This is a genomic window from uncultured Hyphomicrobium sp., from assembly GCF_902826555.1.
In the GTDB taxonomy this organism is placed as follows: Bacteria; Pseudomonadota; Alphaproteobacteria; order Rhizobiales; family Hyphomicrobiaceae; genus Hyphomicrobium_C.
The window spans coordinates 10,649-27,713 of sequence record NZ_CADEFI010000024.1; the positions used below are offsets into that span (position 1 = coordinate 10,649).

The window sequence follows — 17,065 nt, forward strand, 5'->3', positions numbered from 1 at the left end:
AAGCACGAAACCCGGAATTTGCATTCGTTGCGGGGGTATCACGCCGAAACGTATCAAATCTGTCATATTGGTTTTTGCGGTTTACGAATTGGATCTCGATGAGGTTATTTCGCCCTGTCCACGGTGGTGGGGCAGGCGGTTTTGAATTTGTTTTTGCGTCTGTCCAGCTCCGCTGAGTGGTGAGGGTCAACGATTGAGTGCTCGTGCCGTTGCGTGGCGGGGCCAATATCGAGAGGATTTGGGCATGACTGGGGGTTTCATGGTGTCGGCAGGACGCCTGTCGCTGCTTGCAGCGGTCGGTATTCTGCTGGTGGGGGGCGCATCGGCCCAGGCTGCCGATCTCGGCGGCGATTGCTGCGCTGACCTCGAGGAGCGCATCGCAGAGCTTGAGGCGACCACGGCTCGCAAGGGCAACCGCAAGGTCTCGCTGACCGTCTACGGTCAGGTGAACGAGGCTCTGATGTTCTGGGACGACGGCTTCGAGAGCAACGTCTACCAGGTGACGAACGACAACTCGCGCACGCGCTTTGGCTTCAAGGGCGAGGCCAAGATCAACGACGACTGGAAAGCCGGCTACGTTCTCGAGATCGGCGTCCGCGGCGCCAACTCCAAGCGCTTCACGCAGGACAGCACAGACGGCGGCGCTGAAGAGGTTGGTCTCGATACCCGTCATTCGCGCTGGTTCCTGCAGAGCAAGAGCCTCGGCACCGTCAGCATGGGCGTGACGCCGACGGCCGCAGAGGCCGCAACCGAAACCAACTTGGCCAATACCAAGGATGTCGCCAAGTTCTCCGACATCGAGGATAGCGGTCTCGGCCTTTCCCTGCGCACAGCTAATGGCGGTATCAGCGATGTCAGCTGGCGTCGCCTGATCAAGCACACGGGCGATCAGCCGGGTGAAGCAGAGCGTCGCTCCGGCGTATGGTACACCACTCCGACGTTTGCGGGCTTCAACCTCGAGGCCGGCTGGGGCTCGGACGACTACTGGGACATCGGCGGTAAGTACAAGGGCGAGCTCGGCGACTTCAAGATCGCGGCTGCATTTGCTTACGGCGAGAACTCGACCACGAACGCCGACGGCGCCTTCTTCGAGTGTCTCGGCACCGAAGTTGCCGGCCAGCCGGACGCGCGTTGCACGCAGTACGGCGGCTCCATCAGCGTGATGCACGAGCCGACCGGCATCTACGTCAACTTCGCTGCCGGCTCGCACGAGGACGACACCGTCCTTGCCGACGCCGACTTCGCTGGCACGAACGCCGACAACGAGACCACCTTCTGGGCAATCGAGGCAGGCATCGAGCAGAAGTGGTTCCCGATCGGCAAGACCACGCTGTTCGGCCAGTACTACGATCTCGACGGCGGCGCGAGCGAGCGTCTCACGGTTGACGCCGGCGATCCGACCAACAACCTCGGCGCTGACGCGAATGTCTTCAGCACCGGACTGCAGATGTACGGCGGCGGCGTTGTGCAGGAGCTCTCGGCTGCGTCCATGTCCCTCTATCTCTACTACCGTCATTTGGAGGCTGACCTGACGCTCGTTGACAACGGCGTTACGGCTTCCGCGACCGACCTTGAGGATCTCGACGTCGTCGTTGGCGGCGGCATCATCAAGTTCTAGTCGCCAGCCCGCATCACTGCTCCAGAAGGAGCCGCCGAAAGGCGGCTCCTTTTTTGTGCGCGTGGCCCGTGGTCATGGCGCGCGATAGGTCGTGCGGAGCTGAGCTCGGGTCCCACAGCTCGGGCAAAAGCCCCTATGCATGCGCCACGGCCGTGTCGTCTGACCGGCCTTGTCCGCCGATGCTGCCTTGTGGAGCTGGCGGCGGCACGGCCGCCCCCTCTTGGCGCACGCCCGCCGCCAGCGTGCGGCCTCTCTTCTCGAAACCCGTCGACAAAAGTCGCAGGCAACCCCGTTCATAACCGGGACGACGAAAATACAGAGGTAAAAATACGGACGCAAAAGAGCGAAATTCGAAACAGTCTCGACATTCAACGAGAAAGCCAAAATCACAAAATACGGAGGTATAAATACCGACGCATGACAAAAAAGTAAGGAGCATTTTGAGCCATCCCAGAGCAGCGGGAAAAGCTCGATGTTGCAGCAAGGCAACTACTGATGTGGAACAACTGAAGTATGACGCATTGGTAAGCTCGCTGTAACACACCCTACCTGTTGATGGAGCAAACCTCACCCAGTCGAGTCGCCGCCGTCGCGGGGCGCCTCTGGCGGCATTGGGTACAACTTGGGGAATAGGTAATGAGGGATGCGAGTATGAAACCGGCAGCAAGACTGACGCTTGCGGCGGCCGCGAGTGTTCTGGTTTGGGGGGCGTCGTCGGTCCAGGCCGCCGATCTCGGGGGCAACTGTTGTGCGGATCTCGAGGAGCGCATCGCCGAGCTGGAGGCGACCACCGCCCGCAAGGGTAACAGAAAGGTCAGCCTGACCATCTCGGGCTGGGTCAACGAAGCCGTGTTCTTCTGGGACGACGGCCGCGAGAGCAACGCCTACGTTGCGACCAACTCGCTCGAGCAGTCGCGCTTCAAATTCTCCGGCGAAGCCAAGATCGACAACGATTGGTCGGCTGGATACGTCATTGAAATCGGCATTTGGGGCTCCGCCTACAAGGGCGTTGACGCCGATGTCGACAACGGCCTCGATAACGGCGTCACGAATGGCCTGCTGACGCGCAAGAGCAGCTGGTTCCTCAAGAGCAAGAGCTTCGGCAAGCTCACGGTTGGTCTCGACGGCACGTCGACCTACCATCTGCTCGACGACGCCGATGCCACGGTCACGCGCAACTACGCCGACGCCGAGGCTGCCGCCGTTGCGCTCGCCTCCTTCAAGGAGATCAATACCGGCAACAAATGGAACGACTACATGGGCGGCTTCAACGGCGCGACGCCGGGCCAGAGCGGCCGTCGCAACGTCGTCCGCTACGACTCCCCCACCATCGCCGGCTTCGTTCTGACGGCCGCCTGGGGTGAGGACGACATGTGGGATATGGCCCTCACCTACAAGGGTGAGATCGGCGACTTCAAGCTGACCGCCAAGGCAGGCTACGGCGAAAGCACTGACCCCGGCACCAACAAGGATCGCTGTTCCGTCGGCACCGGCGATTGCCAGTGGTGGGGCGTCGCGGGCACCATTCAGCACGCACCCTCGGGCATCTACATCTATGCCGGATACGGCGGCGATCAGATCGACCTCACGGCTGCTCAGGCCGGCGAAGATGACGGAAGCGACATCTGGTTCGTCCAGGCCGGCATCGAGAGCAAGCTGGTCCCGATCGGCAAGACCACGTTCTTCGGCGAATACCGCCACGACGACGTTGGCTTGTCCGAGAAGGCGTCGAGCTCGGATCTCGATTTCTGGGCTGCTGGCGTGATCCAGTCGGTCGACAACGCGGCCATGGATCTCTACGTCATCTACCGCGAGGCCAGTGGCGACGTCACGGACCCCGCTGGTAACCCAGCTGGAAAGACCGAGCTTGAGGACTTCCGCGTCCTCATGACGGGTGCCCGCATCCAGTTCTGACCCCAGTCATGCCCTGGATAGGTCGCACGAAGGGAGCCGCACGCAACGCGGCTCCCTTTTTTGCGCCTCGGACCGCCCCGGAGGTCAGCGGCGAGAAATGTGGAAAAAGAAGCGATGACGCTCCCGGCCCCTGAGCAGGGGTGGCGCGCATACCACGGCTGGGGGCGAAAGTAAGGCAGTCTCAAGCCGTTAGTGGGGAATATCGACCCGCACAGAGGAAACGGATCGCCTGTGACGCCGAGGCCACATTGCAGAGCAACCACACTCGGCCCGCGAAACGTTCATCCACGCTTAACTACGCTCGAACATTCTTGTCATGCACGGTCGGACGGCTCATCTTCGCGAGTCAGAAGTTGGGACCTGCGGGGAACGCAATGAAGGTTGTGGGGTACATTGGGATAGGGCTGGCGCTGGCGCTTGTCAGTCCGTCGGCCCATGCCTTTCAGGAGCAGGGCGGTGGAGCTGCGCCGGTGGCGCCTGCTCCGTCTGAGGAAGCCAAGCCTGCCGCGCCGGCCGAGAAGTCGGTCGAGTTCTCGGCACCTCCCGTCGATTCGGAAAGCGCCGGCACCGAGGTCCGTATTCCGGGCCTGGGCAAGCTCGGTGTCCTGCCGAAGATGGACTTTGGCCTCGAGCTTCTCTACGGCGCCAACGACAGCAAGCAGCCTGAGCCTGTTGAGCCTCCCGCGGAGGATCTCACGGTGCGCGGAACCATTAAGCACAACTTCTAGTTTTTGCGCCATCTGCGGATGACGCCTCGAAAAGGAGCGCTGGGCGCTCCTTTTTTATTGGCCGGGGCGTGGACGCTGTCATTCTCCTTGCGTAAAGCTCGGATCTAAGCAGGCTTTCCGTCGCAATCGGTCGGACCCGTCTCGGTCGAGGTCAGGCAGCTGTGGCTGCCGTTCCGGGGCGTCCGCACTGAGAGAAGGGCTCGATCATGCGCATTGCTGTTGTTGGCTCCGGTTACGTGGGGCTCGTCTCGGGGGCTTGCCTCGCCGATTTCGGCCACGAGGTGGTCTGTATCGACAGTGACGCCTCCAAGATCGAGGCGCTGCAGCGCGGCGTCATGCCGATCTACGAGCCGGGCCTCGATCACATCGTTGCCAAGAACGCGGCCGCTAAGCGGCTCGTTTTCACCACCGAGCTTCGGGAAGCCGTAAGCCAGGCTGAGGCGGTCTTCATTGCTGTCGGCACGCCCTCCCGCCGCGGCGACGGGCACGCCGACCTATCCTACGTCTATGCCGTTGCGCGCGATATCGCGCCGAACCTCAAGCGTTTCACGGTCGTCATCACCAAGTCGACGGTGCCGGTGGGCACCGGTGACGAGGTCGAGCGCATCATTCGCGAGGCGAACCCGCAGGCCGATGTGGCCGTGGTGTCCAATCCGGAATTCCTGCGGGAAGGCGCCGCCATCGAGGATTTCAAGCGCCCGGACCGCATCGTTATCGGTATCGAGGACGAACGCGCGCGCGCCGTCATGACGGAGGTCTACCGTCCGCTCTATCTCAACAAGGCGCCGCTGGTCTTTACCGCCCGCCGCACCTCCGAGCTGATCAAGTACGCATCCAACGCCTTCCTGGCCATGAAGATCACCTTCATCAACGAGATCGCCGATCTGTGCGAGGCGGTCGGCAGCAACGTCCAGGACGTCGCCCACGGCATCGGCCTCGACAAGCGGATCGGCGGCAAGTTCCTGCATGCCGGCCCCGGCTACGGCGGCTCGTGCTTTCCGAAGGATACGCTGGCGCTGGTCAAGACCGCGCAGGACTACGGCAGTCCCCTGCGCCTGATCGAAACCACGGTGGCCATCAACGACCAGAGGAAGCGCGCCATGGCGAGGAAGGTTGCCCGCGCCATCGGCAGCGACATCCGCGGCAAGACCGTGGCGCTGCTCGGTCTGACTTTCAAGCCCAATACCGACGATATGCGCGAGAGCCCCGCCATCTCCATTGTCCAGGGACTACAAGACGGCGGCGCCATCGTGCGAGCCTTCGATCCCGAGGGCATGGAGGCGGCAAAGTCTTGCGTGTCCGACGTGGTCTACGGTGCGGACCCCTATGCCATTGCCGAAGGAGCCGATGCGCTCGTTCTGGTAACGGAGTGGGACGCCTTCCGTGCGCTCGATTTCCCGCGCCTCAAAGCCTTGATGAACGATCCGCTGTTTGTCGATCTGCGCAATGTCTACAGGCGCGACCTGATCGCGCGCCACGGCTTCCGCTATGTCAGCATCGGCCGGCCGAAGGAGGACATTCCCGTCTCCTTGAGCTCCGCGGCGGAATAGGGAGAGCATCGCGGCAGGTTGAGGTGCCTGACGTCTGCGGATGCTGCATGTGCGTCGCAGCGTTGCATAGGCGACCCGCCGAGATGAGATGTGTTCGCACAAAAAGTAGTCAACAGGAAGATTTTATTAGAAATTTAGCGGCTATCGTCACCCGCGTCTAATGCGCGGGCCACGAACCATGCCAGTTAAGACCCATACCTTAGTCGAGTTTTACGACAGTGTCAGACGGCACCGGCACGCCCTGTTCTTCGCGGGCACCGTGCTGATCTACGGCATTGCCGTCTATCTCGCCGTGGCTTGGACACGCGACGTCACCAACGTCGCCGCGATCTGGCCTGCCAACGGCATCCTGCTCGCAGCACTTTTGCTTGCAAGGAACGGCACGACGCGCCACCGCTTCGTGGCCGCATGTTTGTTGGCCAACGCCATGGCTGTCGCCCTGAACGGCGACCCCTGGACGACCGTCGTTGCGTTCCCCGTCATAGGCGTCGCCGAATGCCTGCTCGCGTTCCATCTGCTGCGGGCAGCCTGCGGTCGCCGGGTCGACCTCACCAAGGGCTGGGTCGTGGTGACGTTCGTCGTCGTGAGCGCCGTGGCCCCTGTTCTTCCGTCGGCAGCGGGCGCATTGGTGGTGATGCAAGTATTTGGAGCCGACTTCAATCACGCTCTGACCACTTGGTACCTCTCGGACGGGCTCGGCCTCCTCGTGCTCACGCCGGCCATCTTGCTGTTGAGGCCGGCGACGCGCAACATGCAGCCATCCCCGTCGCCGGTCATCGTGGCGCGGCACCTCTTTCTGCTGCTCTCGGCATCGCTCCTGGTGTTCGTCCAATCGACGATGCCATTGCTTTTCGTCCTGATCCCGATCTCCGTCCTGATCGCGTTCCGGCTCGGTCCGCGCTACGCGGCGATCACCACGCTCTGGCTCACGGCTGTATCGCTGACCTGTACGTATCAGGGGTGGGGGCCGGCGGCGCTCATGGACGACGTGCCGGCGCGCATCTGGATGATGCAGCTGTTTTGCTTCGTCAACCTGCTGACCTCGCTTGCCGTTGCTGCGGAGATCAGCGATCGCGACAGGCTCAAGGGCGAGCTCGAGCATGTCTCGGCGCGGGCGGCCGAGCAACGTCGTCAGCTCGACACGGCGCTCGATGCCATGTCGCAGGGTGTATGTCTGTTCGACAGCCGCAGCCGCGTCGTCGTCCGCAACGAGCGCTTCCTCGAGATCTACGGCCTGAAACCCGACCAGGTGCACTCCGGAACGTCGCTCGCGACCTTGATGGCCATTTGTCAGGCGCAAGGTGCGGTGCCCGAGCATGGTCACCGCGTGGTCGAGCTGAACGAAAACAACGACATTGAGCAGCAACTGGTCGACGGGCGGCACATCCGCATCAGCCAACGCGTGCTGACAGACGGCGCCGTCATCTGCACATATACGGACTTCACCGCAGAGAAGCGTGCGGAGGCTGAGCTTCTCCACCGCACGCTCCACGACGTTCTGACGGGCTTACCGAACCGGCGGCTTCTGGTCGAGCGCATCGATTTGGCGCTCTCGGCCGCAAAGAGCGGTCGCGACATTGCCGTCATGCTGATCGACATCGACTACTTCAAGTCGATCAACGACAACATGGGGCACGCGGCGGGAGATGAGCTTCTGCGCGTGGTGGCGTCCCGGCTCTCCGGATGCGTCAAGGGAACTGATACGGTCGCTCGCCTGGGCGGCGACGAATTTGCCCTGCTTCTTTCCGAGGGGGATCATCCCATCGATCCGGCAGCGGTCGCGCGTCGCATCATGAAAGCAATCAAAGCGCCGATCTACATTGAAGGCGATCTCGTGCGCGTCGGCATGAGCATCGGTATCGCCAGGCCTCCCGTTGATGGCACCACGACCGACGAGATCCTGAAAGCTGCCGACGTGGCGCTCTACAAGGCGAAACGCAGCGGTCGCGGCAACTTCGCTTTCTTCGACGCCGCCGAGGATGCGGGCACCTGCTCGGCGCGCCGGCTCGAAAGCGATCTCCACCATGCCATCGAGGATAGCCAGTTCCGCATTGTCTATCAGCCCATCACGGCCGGTGGCTCGGGAGATGTCGTAGCCCTCGAAGCGTTGATCCGCTGGCAGCATCCAAAGCTGGGATCGATATCTCCCGCCGAGTTCATTCCGCTCGCCGAGCGGAACGGACGGATCGCCGAGATCGGCGATTGGGTGCTCGATCAGGCGTGCCGCGATGCTGCGCGGCTGCCCTCGAACGTCAAGATTTCGGTCAATCTCTCGCGGGTTCAGGTTTGTGATTTGGGTTTCGTTGCGAGGGTCGCCGATACCCTCGCGCGTACGGGACTGCCGCCGAGCAGGCTTGAGCTGGAAGTAACGGAGACCGCCATTCTACACGACGAGGTGAATGCCTGCCTGGTGCTTTCCGAGCTGCAGGCGCTCGGCGTATCGGTGGCCATTGACGATTTTGGCGTCGGACAGTCGGCCCTGAGCTGCCTGAGGAGCCTGCCGATCGGTCGCATCAAGATCGACCGCTCTTTCGTCAGCGACCTGGCGACGGACCCCAAAGCACGCTCGATCTTTGTCGCCGTCGTCTCCCTTGCCAAATCGCTCGGCATCAAGACCACGGCCGAAGGTATCGAGACCGAGCAGCAGCGCATCATCGCCGCGCTCGCCGGATGCGATCACCTGCAGGGCTATCTTCTCGGTCGGCCGCAGGATCTCGAACGCCTCGACTTCGATCCCGGTACGTCGGAAAACCTCGAGCTGCCGCTCGCGCGCGTCGGCTAACGGACTTCTTGGGTTTCGGTCGGGAACCACCACATCGCGAAGGTTCCGCCAAGCGCCGCCGCTCCGACAATGCCGAGCAGAACCGGGCTTGAGAAGCCCGATGCCAGGCCGGTGAAGAGCACGGAGCCCCATGCCATGCCGATTGCGGTGAGCTTCACGCCGCGCCGGATGGTACGCCGCTCCTCGAAGCGGCGGGCTTCGATCAGCGCGTGCCGGAGAAGCGGAAGGCGCTCGAGCCACGCCAGCAGCCGCTCGCTCGATCGTGCGAAGGCCCAAAGCGCCACGAGCAGGAAAGGCGTCGTCGGCAGGCCCGGCAACAGGGCCCCCGCGATGGCCAGCACGGTCGCAAGGCTCCCGAGTGCGATGTAGACCAGCTTCGGCAATACGATCCGTTCCGTGGCAGCGTGCAGCTTAATCTTGACGGGAAATGTTAGATTAAGAAGCGACTCGGCGCGAGCCACATTTTGTGTCCGCGGCCTAGCTTTCGGCAAGAAAATCGCGGCGTCCGACGCGCGACATCGAGCATTTGAGCCGCTGATTGTCGCGTTGCAGCCCCTCGACCGTCCCGAACACGTACTGGATATGTTGAGCGGCCGCCTTTTCCGCGTCGTCGGGAGCGCCCGCAATGACGGCTTCGCCGATGGCGATGTGCTGGGCGAGCAGCTTTTCCCGCACGCCGGAGCGAAGATAGAGCTGCTCGCGATTGTAGAACACGTTGTTGCGCAGCAGCTCTGCAAAACCGCGCATGACGTGCAGGACGACGAAATTGTGACTTGCCTCGTAGACGAGCAGATGCAGGCTGACGTCGGCGCGCGCCTCCTGCGTCTGGTCCTTCGATTTGTGCGCCTTGCGCATTTCGGTGAGGCAGGTGCCGATCGCGCGGCGGTCCACCTCGGTTGCGCGCTCGGCTGCCGCGCGTGCGGCTTGTGCCTCGACCCATTGCCGGAACTCGAGGTAGTCTGCGGCCGCATTCTCGTGATCGCGGTAGAGATTGGCCAGCGGCGTCATGAGCGGCAGCAGGAACTCGGCAACCGTCGTGCCGCCGCGCGTTGCATTGAGCAGCCCCCGCTCGACAAGTTTGTCGATGGCTTCACGGAGGGATGGCCGCGATACGTCGAGCCGCTGTGCAAGGGCTCGCTCGGACGCAAGTTTTTCGCCCGGGCGCAGGGTCCCCTCGAGAATGAGCTTCTCGATGCGGACTGCGATCGCGTCGGCAACTCTCTGGGTGTGAATGGCCTGCATTTCCATTCCCGTTGTGCAGCGCCGTCGTGATCGTGGTCAAGCCGGATCAACAACGCTCCGCGGTCGACCTATAACATATTTTGACCACGCGCACCCCACTGGTATATTCATTTTACCAATAAGCATTCGTAAGGTTGGGTAAGGGACGCATGTGGTCACAGGTGTATGACCCGTTCGGAAGCGTGGTCCTTTCGACCGCCGTCGCTGCGATCCCGGTGGTTGTGCTTCTGGGCGCCATTGGCGTCTTCGAGGTTCGCGCGCATATCGCCGCCCTTCTGGGGCTCGCCGCTGCTCTTGCCGTCGCGATCCTCGCTTATGGGATGCCCCCTCACATGGCGGGATTGGCCGCCGCCTATGGCGCGGCCTTCGGACTCCTTCCCATCGGCTGGATCATTCTCAACGTCATCTTTCTCTATCAGTTGACGAGCGAGAAGGGAGAGTTCGCCATATTGCAGCGATCGATCGGCAGCATCAGTGACGATCGCCGTTTGCAGCTTCTTTTCATCGCCTTTTGCCTGGGCGCCTTTTTCGAAGGTGCCGCCGGGTTCGGCACGCCTGTCGCCGTCACCGCCGCCATGCTGATCGGTCTCGGCTTTTCTCCGCTCGCGGCCTCGGGCCTGTCGCTGATTGCAAACACCGCCCCGGTCGCCTTCGGCGCGCTCGGGACACCGGTAATTGCGCTCGCCGCCGTGACCGGCCTGGACCTCCACGAGCTGTCCGCGATGGTCGGCCGGCAGCTTCCGTTCTTTTCCGTGATCGTCCCGTTCTGGCTTGTCTGGGCGTTTGTTGGCTTCCGCAAGATGCTCGAGGTCTGGCCACCGATCCTGGTCGCGGGCGTTGCCTTCGCGATTCCGCAGTATCTTGTCTCGAACTTTCATGGGCCCTGGCTCGTCGACATCGTCGCCGCCATCGTTTCGATGGCGTGCCTCGCCGCGTTCCTTCGCGTATGGCGCCCGGCCGAGCCCATGACGACCATGCCGCGCGCGCCCTCGGAAAGCCATGCCTATACCGACGCGCCCGAGTTGCGGCCGTTGAGCAATCCTGTGATCCGCCGCGCTTGGACGCCGTGGCTGGTGTTGAGTGTTTTCGTTTTCTTCTGGGGCACGCCGCAGGTACGCGCTGCGCTCGATGGTCTGTGGGTCGCGAAGGTGCCGGTCACGGGCCTCGACGCGATGGTGCAGAAGATGCCGCCCGTCGTCGCGGCGCCGCACATCGAGAGCGCAGTCTACAGCTTCAACCTGCTTTCGGCGACGGGCACCGGCATTCTTCTCGCCGCCGTCATATCAGGGCTCTACCTAGGATATGGTCTCGGCGGGTTGCTACGCACGTACGCGCGCACGATCTGGCTCGTGCGCTATTCTCTGATCACCATCGCCTGCATGCTGGCGATAGGCTTCGTCACGCGCTATTCTGGCACCGATGCCACCCTCGGTCTCGCCTTGGCCAATACGGGTTGGCTTTATCCGTTGTTCGGAACGCTCATTGGCTGGCTCGGCGTCGCGCTGACCGGCTCCGACACCGCGTCGAACGTGTTGTTCGGCGGCTTGCAGCGGGTCACGGCCGAGCAGCTCGGCATAAATCCCGTGCTGATGGCGGCAGCCAACAGCTCCGGCGGCGTTATGGGAAAAATGATCGACGCGCAGTCGATCGTCGTCGCCTCCACGGCCACGCGATGGTACGGGCACGAAGGTTCCATTCTCCGCTTCGTGTTTTTCCATTCGGTCGCTTTGGCGGTTCTTGTCGGCCTCTTGGTCATGGGCCAGGCCTATGTGTGGCCCCTGACTCTCCTCGCTCCTTAGAAAACGAGAACTCGGAAGGAACTCGTAAAAAACTCGGAAGCCTCGGAAAGGAAGCACTTACTAGCGCAGCAGTTGGCGGCCCCGCGCCGTCGTAAAACCGGGAGACGTAAATATGGCAACTCTAACCGTGAACGGCGAAAGCCGGACATTCGACGGCGACCCAGGCACGCCACTGCTCTGGTATCTGCGGGATGTCGCAGGCCTTACCGGCACCAAGTATGGATGCGGCCAGGGCGTATGCGGCGCCTGCACCATCCACCTCGACGGCGTCGCGGTCCGCGCCTGCATAACGACTATCGACATGGCGGAGGGCAAGTCTGTCACCACCATCGAAGGCCTGAGCACGGACGGCGAGCATGCCGTGCAGAAGGCTTGGCGGGAGCTTAGCGTTCCCCAGTGTGGGTTCTGTCAGGCCGGCCAGATCATGCAGGCCGCGTCCCTGCTTGCCAAGAATAACGCCCCCTCGGATCAGGACATTGTCGAGGACATGAGTGGAAACCTCTGTCGCTGCGGATGCTATCAGCGCATCCACGCGGCAGTGCGCCTTGCGGCGGGAGGAGTATGAGCGATGCTGCATTATCTTGAAAAGGAAGCGCACAAAATCGCCGAGACCGGCGAAGCGCCTCGCATCATCATTGAGAACGTCAGCCGCCGCAAATTTCTCGGCGGCGCGCTCGCGGCCTCCGGTTTCGTGCTCGCCGTCAGGGTCCCTGATGCGGCCGCGCTCGAGCCGCTGAAGCCGTACCCGACCGGCGGCGAGGGCATGCCGCATGGCTACGGCAAGGCCAGCGACCCGCACGTCTACGTCGCCATCGACAAGGACGGCGCGGTCACCATCGTCACCCACCGCGCCGAAATGGGCACCGGCGTCCGCACCAGCCTGCCGATGATAATCGCCGACGAGATGGAGGCGGACTGGTCGCAGGTGAAGATCGTGCAGGCTCCTGGAGACGAGCCGCTTTACGGCAACCAGGATACCGACGGCTCGCGCTCGATGCGCCACTTCATCCAGCCCATGCGCGAGTGCGGCGCCGCCATGCGCCAGATGCTCGAAACCGCCGCTGCCGCCAAGTGGGGTGTCGACGTCGCGCTCTGTCGTGCCAAGGCCCATCACGTGGTGCTGCTCGACAAGGCCAAGAAGGAGACCGACAAGAAGCTGGGCTTCGGTGAGCTGGCAGAAGCCGCCATGGCGCTGCCGGTGCCCGCGCGCGACACGCTCCTCTTCAAGACGCCGGACGAGTTCACGCTCATGCGCAAAGGTGAAGTCAAGATCACCGACCTGCGCGATATCACCATGGGCAAGGCGATCTACGGCGCCGATGTGCGTCTGCCCGGCATGAAGTTCGCGGCCATGGCGCGTCCCGATGTGCTCGGCGGCAAGATCAAGTCCTATGATGCCACGGCGGCCAAGGCCGTACCGGGCGTCGAGGGGATCTACGAGATCGAGGGCGTCTACGACGTGCCGCGCAAGTTCGGTCAGCTCGGCGGCATTGCCGTTGTGGCCAACACGACGTTTGCGGCCATCCAGGGTCGAGATGCGCTGCAGATCGAGTGGGATGACGGCCCCAACGCCAGTTACGAAACCGTGGCCTACTTCAAGGCCATGTCCGAGACTGCGGCGAAACCGGGCAAGGTGATCCGCAAACAGGGTGACTTCGACAAGGCCTTCGAGGGGGCCAAGAGCACCTTCACCGGCGAGTACCACATGCAGCACCTGGTGCAGGCGCCCATGGAGCCGCTCGTGTGCGTCGCACAGATCAAGGACGGCAAGGCCGAGGTCTGGGCTCCGGTGCAAAGCCCCTACGGTGCCCGCGAGGACATCGCCAAGGTCTTGAAGCTGCCGATCGAGAACGTGACGGTGCACGTCACGCTGCTTGGTGGCGGCTTCGGTCGCAAGTCGAAATGGGACTTCATGATCGAGGCCGCGCTCATCTCCGAGAAGATGGGTGGCGCGCCGGTGCTGCTGCAGTGGACGCGCGAGGACGACACACGTCACGCGTTCTATCACACCGTTTCAGTGGAGCGCATCGACATGGCCTTCGACGGCGGTGGCAAGGTGACGGGTTTCCGTCATCGCACCGTCGCGCCGTCGATCCTTTCGACGTTCGCGCCCGACAGCGGCTACCAGTTCCCGATCGAGTACGGCATGGGCTTCGTCAACACACCGTTCGACGTGCCGAATATCCTCTGCGAGAACGGCCAGGCCATGGCCCACACGCGCATCGGATGGTATCGCTCGGTGTCGAACATCCCGCGCCTGTTCGCGGTGCAGTCGGCCGTGTGCGAGGCTGCCCACCAGCTCGGCAAGGATCCCAAAGAGTTCCTGCTGGAGCTCATCGGTCCGGATCGCACCATTGATCCCAAGGCGTCAGGTTATCCCGAAGACTTCTGGAACTACGGCGACCCATACCCGGAATTCCCGATTGAGACCGCGCGTCTCAAGAACGTGGTGCGGCTCGCTGCCGAGAAGGCCGGGTGGGGCAAGGAGCTTCCCAAGGGTCAGGGTCTCGGGATCGCCGCGCATCGGGCCTGGGGAACCTATGTCGCCACGGTGGTGCACACCGAGATCAAGGAGGACGGCACCATTACCGTTCCTCACGCGGTGACGGCACTCGACTGCGGTTTCTACGTCAACCCCGAACGCATCCGTTCGCAGATCGAAGGCGCAGCCGTCATGGGCATGTCGCACGCGCTCTACAGCGGCATCACGTTCAAGAACGGCGCCGTCGAGCAATCCAACTTCTCGGACTACAACATCGCGACCATGCGCAACTTCCCGAAGAAGGTGGACGTGCACATCGTCGAGCCGAAGCCCGGGCAGCATGCGTGCGGTATCGGTGAGCCTGGGCTTCCGCCCTTCGCGCCGGCACTCGCCAACGCCATCTTTGCAGCTACGGGCAAGCGGCTTCGCAACATGCCCATGGGCGAGAAGGTGGTCTAGACCATGATCGCTCCGGGCCCTATCGGCCCGGAGCGTGAATCATCGGTCTAAAGCAAAGAGACCATGATCGCTCCGGGCCCCAGTCGCTCCGATCGTCGCGCCGCCTATCAGGCGCGACGTGAATCGGCAGCGGCGAATGCCCGGAGCGTGAATCATCGGTCTAAAGCAAAGAGACCATGATCGCTCCGGGCCCCAGTCGCTCCGATCGTCGCGCCGCCTATCAGGCGCGACGTGAATCGGCAGCGGCGAATGCCCGGAGCGTGAATCATCGGTCTTGGAGGTCGCGCCGGGGCATCGGGATCGGCGCGACTTTTTTTATGGATGCCGGCAAGCGCCGCGCTACATCCATTTCACGGTCTGAGGCGGATGATAGTCAATTCTCGAGACGCCCTCCGGGATTACTCCGGCCGAGAATGCCGGCCGAGGAGTAGGCTTGGGGACGGATGCGCATTCGGGAACCGCCGCCGATCCGGAAGCGCCGATCACCTTCGTCGAGGCAGGTGATGCAGCGGCAGCGGATGCCGAACGCGCGCGCGCCTCGATCCGGTGCCTCTCCTGCGCGCCGATCCACGCGGCGATCTTCCGCCTCTCGTCCTCGGCCTGACGCCACAGCGCGTCGAACCCTTTCGAGTTCATGCGGCCTCCGGCCGACTGCAGAATCGCCGACGTCGTCTCGGCATGCTGGAGCAGGAACCGGATCAGGAACAGCGTAGCTTTGTCACGATCGAGCGCGCCGATGACGCGTTCGGAGACCGGGCTGAGTTGTGCCGGACTATCTGTGTTCGTTTCGTCCGGCGGCAGCAACGCCTTGAGACGAGCCACGTAGCGATGCAGCTCGGCCGAATAACCAAGCGCCTTTTTCGCCAGCTCGGATTTGGCATCGATGCGGTGTGAAAGCTCCTGGATCGTGCTGGCCGCGTCGTCCTCGCGGTCGAGTGACCATTTGACGACGGCATGCAACTCGTCGATGCGCTCTGTCTGGGCTTGGGGGAAAGCGTTCCTAGGCGGCGCGGGCCACGCCTGCGTGGTGATCTGAGAGTTGAGACTGTTTTCGGACACAACGGCCTCATGGAATTGTAAAATAAAAGAATGCGCAATTAAAGCAGGCCTGGCCGATATGAAAACTGTCGGAAATGACAGAACGGCTGGGTATATAAAAGCCGAAGGACGAAACGGTTTACAAATTGATTGACCGGCCCCTGGCGGAAAAGACAGGGAATTGAAGTGTGCAAAGTGAAGAATTTGTAATACGTTGATATATCACGAAAATATGCGAATGATATGTCGATGTGCCTTCTCGGGAAGGTGCGTTTTTTAGAATCTCTAAATGACAGACGAGTATTTCAGTTGTCGGACGACAAAGCTTTTGCGTTAGATATTTGAACAAGACAACCAAGCTTCGCGACGGGAGCGAATAATGCAAAATTCAGGGGAGACGGACGCCGGAGCAAACGCTCTTCCGGGCCCCGCAGACGAGCCGGCAGCGCCCGGCGATTCCATCGTCGGAGATGTGCTGCCTGAAGCCGGCATTCATGCCGACTCCGTTCTCGGCGACAGCATCCTCGCCGGCGACGACGCCGGCGATCTTTCCGACCTGCATGCGGCCCTCGCGTCGCTTTCGAGCGACACGTTCGCCTACCTCGATATCGCGCTGGATCACCTGACCAGCTCGTCGGACCTGTTCGACGTGCCGGGCATGAATGTCGACGACCTGCCCGATGCTGGAGACGTATCGCCGAGTTGATTGCATTGAAAGCGCGTCCTGAGCCGGAAAGGGAGCACGAGGCGCAATGCTGCAGAGACATGAGAGACTCGGATCGAGTGAAAGTGCAAAAAATGCGCTTCTGACGGCGCATATTGACAAGCAAGAGCGTCCGGACAGGCAAAAAGGTCTCTGGAGCTATCTCACCTGGTCATTTGTCTTCGCTCAAGCGACGGCGATGTCGGGGTTCTTCTCCGGCCAGGCGGAGGCATCTCAAGGCGGAGTGAATGCAAGCGGCGGCTCCGGTACGGGCTCCGGCAGCGCCAATCTCGTCGATTTCGGGTCGCGCTGGACCTCGGGAGGATCGATAGCCGCCGACGACTCGTCTGGCGGCGGCGCAAACACATCGGCATCCGCGCCCGGCAACGGGGCGTCGAGCGACGGATCTGCCAAGCCTGCTCTGAATTCCGGCGAATCTGCGTCTGCCGACATCGCAGTCTCGGCAACCGCGGACGCGATCGCCACCTCTTCGTTCGATGTCAATGGCTCCTCGGGCATCGCTGCGTCTGCGACTGTATCCGCCGCCACTGATGCGTTCGTGCCATCGCCCGATGGGGGTGGCGCCGGACCGGGAGGCGGTGGGCATTCGGAAGGTGTCATCGGTGATGTCCTAACCCCGGTCGTTGAGGTGGTCGGCGGCGTCGTGACGCCGGTGGTCGAGACGGTCGTCAGCGTCGTGACGCCCGTCGTTGAGGTTGTCGGCGATGTTGTCGAAGACGTCGTAACGCC

General features: G+C 62.5%; 13 protein-coding genes. 9 read left to right on the forward strand and 4 right to left on the reverse strand.

Annotation, left to right across the window (positions count from 1 at the left end):
• Positions 1-244: 244 nt before the first annotated feature.
• The 5 genes from QZV93_RS11305 (at position 245) to QZV93_RS11325 (ending at position 8,592) form a co-directional block, all read left to right on the forward strand.
• Positions 245-1,618: a hypothetical protein gene (locus QZV93_RS11305; RefSeq protein WP_295558521.1), complete on the forward strand. Its 1,374-nt coding sequence runs from the start codon at positions 245-247 to the stop codon at positions 1,616-1,618.
• A gap of 651 nt (positions 1,619-2,269) precedes the next feature.
• Positions 2,270-3,532, forward strand: coding sequence for a porin (locus QZV93_RS11310; RefSeq protein ID WP_295558523.1), 1,263 nt, complete (start codon positions 2,270-2,272; stop codon positions 3,530-3,532).
• A 374-nt stretch (positions 3,533-3,906) separates the two neighbouring features.
• Positions 3,907-4,260, forward strand: coding sequence for a hypothetical protein (locus tag QZV93_RS11315; RefSeq protein WP_295558525.1), 354 nt, complete (start codon positions 3,907-3,909; stop codon positions 4,258-4,260).
• A 206-nt stretch (positions 4,261-4,466) separates the two neighbouring features.
• Entirely contained in the window at positions 4,467-5,810 is a 1,344-nt protein-coding gene (locus QZV93_RS11320) for a UDP-glucose/GDP-mannose dehydrogenase family protein (RefSeq protein ID WP_295558527.1), read from the forward strand.
• Positions 5,811-5,988: 178 nt separating this feature from the next.
• Positions 5,989-8,592: an EAL domain-containing protein gene (locus QZV93_RS11325; protein ID WP_295558529.1), complete on the forward strand. Its 2,604-nt coding sequence runs from the start codon at positions 5,989-5,991 to the stop codon at positions 8,590-8,592.
• On the opposite strand, the gene QZV93_RS11330 is transcribed toward QZV93_RS11325, so the two are convergent.
• Together QZV93_RS11330 and QZV93_RS11335 are read right to left on the reverse strand one after the other, a co-directional pair.
• Positions 8,589-8,966: a YbaN family protein gene (locus QZV93_RS11330; protein ID WP_363156987.1), complete on the reverse strand. Its 378-nt coding sequence runs from the start codon at positions 8,964-8,966 to the stop codon at positions 8,589-8,591. The genes QZV93_RS11325 and QZV93_RS11330 overlap by 4 nt on opposite strands.
• A 103-nt stretch (positions 8,967-9,069) precedes the next feature.
• Entirely contained in the window at positions 9,070-9,834 is a 765-nt protein-coding gene (locus QZV93_RS11335; RefSeq protein WP_295558533.1) for an FCD domain-containing protein, read from the reverse strand.
• Between the two features lie 149 nt (positions 9,835-9,983).
• Between QZV93_RS11335 and QZV93_RS11340 the strand changes: the two genes are divergently transcribed.
• The 3 genes from QZV93_RS11340 to QZV93_RS11350 all read left to right on the forward strand — a co-directional run bounded on the left by QZV93_RS11340 (position 9,984) and on the right by QZV93_RS11350 (position 14,574).
• The gene (locus QZV93_RS11340) at positions 9,984-11,633 is read left to right on the forward strand and encodes an L-lactate permease (RefSeq protein ID WP_295558535.1); all 1,650 of its coding nucleotides are present in this window, start codon (positions 9,984-9,986) and stop codon (positions 11,631-11,633) included.
• Positions 11,634-11,745: 112 nt separating this feature from the next.
• On the forward strand, positions 11,746-12,198 hold the full coding sequence (locus tag QZV93_RS11345) for a (2Fe-2S)-binding protein (protein WP_295558537.1): 453 nt from the start codon (positions 11,746-11,748) through the stop codon (positions 12,196-12,198).
• 3 nt (positions 12,199-12,201) lie between these two features.
• A complete protein-coding gene (locus tag QZV93_RS11350; protein ID WP_295558539.1) occupies positions 12,202-14,574 on the forward strand; it encodes a molybdopterin cofactor-binding domain-containing protein in 2,373 nt (790 codons plus the stop codon).
• A gap of 339 nt (positions 14,575-14,913) precedes the next feature.
• On the opposite strand, the gene QZV93_RS11355 is transcribed toward QZV93_RS11350, so the two are convergent.
• Complete coding sequence (locus tag QZV93_RS11355) at positions 14,914-15,633, reverse strand: hypothetical protein (protein WP_295558541.1); 720 nt, start codon at positions 15,631-15,633, stop codon at positions 14,914-14,916.
• Between the two features lie 358 nt (positions 15,634-15,991).
• Here QZV93_RS11355 and QZV93_RS11360 point away from each other — a divergent pair, with 358 nt between their 5' ends.
• Positions 15,992-16,318, forward strand: a complete 327-nt coding sequence (locus tag QZV93_RS11360) for a hypothetical protein (protein ID WP_295558542.1) — start codon at positions 15,992-15,994, stop codon at positions 16,316-16,318.
• A gap of 231 nt (positions 16,319-16,549) precedes the next feature.
• On the opposite strand, the gene QZV93_RS11365 is transcribed toward QZV93_RS11360, so the two are convergent.
• Positions 16,550-16,819, reverse strand: coding sequence for a hypothetical protein (locus QZV93_RS11365; protein WP_295558544.1), 270 nt, complete (start codon positions 16,817-16,819; stop codon positions 16,550-16,552).
• Positions 16,820-17,065 lie beyond the last annotated feature (246 nt).

Excerpts from the sequence above, each read along its gene's own strand:
- QZV93_RS11310 (WP_295558523.1), top strand. The coding sequence starts at position 2,270 with ATGAAACCGGCAGCAAGACTGACGCTTGCGGCGGCCGCGAGTGTTCTG.
- QZV93_RS11340 (WP_295558535.1), top strand. The coding sequence starts at position 9,984 with ATGTGGTCACAGGTGTATGACCCGTTCGGAAGCGTGGTCCTTTCGACC.
- QZV93_RS11325 (WP_295558529.1), top strand. The coding sequence starts at position 5,989 with ATGCCAGTTAAGACCCATACCTTAGTCGAGTTTTACGACAGTGTCAGA.
- QZV93_RS11335 (WP_295558533.1), bottom strand. The coding sequence starts at position 9,834 with ATGCAGGCCATTCACACCCAGAGAGTTGCCGACGCGATCGCAGTCCGC.
- QZV93_RS11305 (WP_295558521.1), top strand. The coding sequence starts at position 245 with ATGACTGGGGGTTTCATGGTGTCGGCAGGACGCCTGTCGCTGCTTGCA.
- QZV93_RS11345 (WP_295558537.1), top strand. The coding sequence starts at position 11,746 with ATGGCAACTCTAACCGTGAACGGCGAAAGCCGGACATTCGACGGCGAC.
- QZV93_RS11320 (WP_295558527.1), top strand. The coding sequence starts at position 4,467 with ATGCGCATTGCTGTTGTTGGCTCCGGTTACGTGGGGCTCGTCTCGGGG.
- QZV93_RS11350 (WP_295558539.1), top strand. The coding sequence starts at position 12,202 with ATGCTGCATTATCTTGAAAAGGAAGCGCACAAAATCGCCGAGACCGGC.
- QZV93_RS11315 (WP_295558525.1), top strand. The coding sequence starts at position 3,907 with ATGAAGGTTGTGGGGTACATTGGGATAGGGCTGGCGCTGGCGCTTGTC.
- QZV93_RS11360 (WP_295558542.1), top strand. The coding sequence starts at position 15,992 with ATGCAAAATTCAGGGGAGACGGACGCCGGAGCAAACGCTCTTCCGGGC.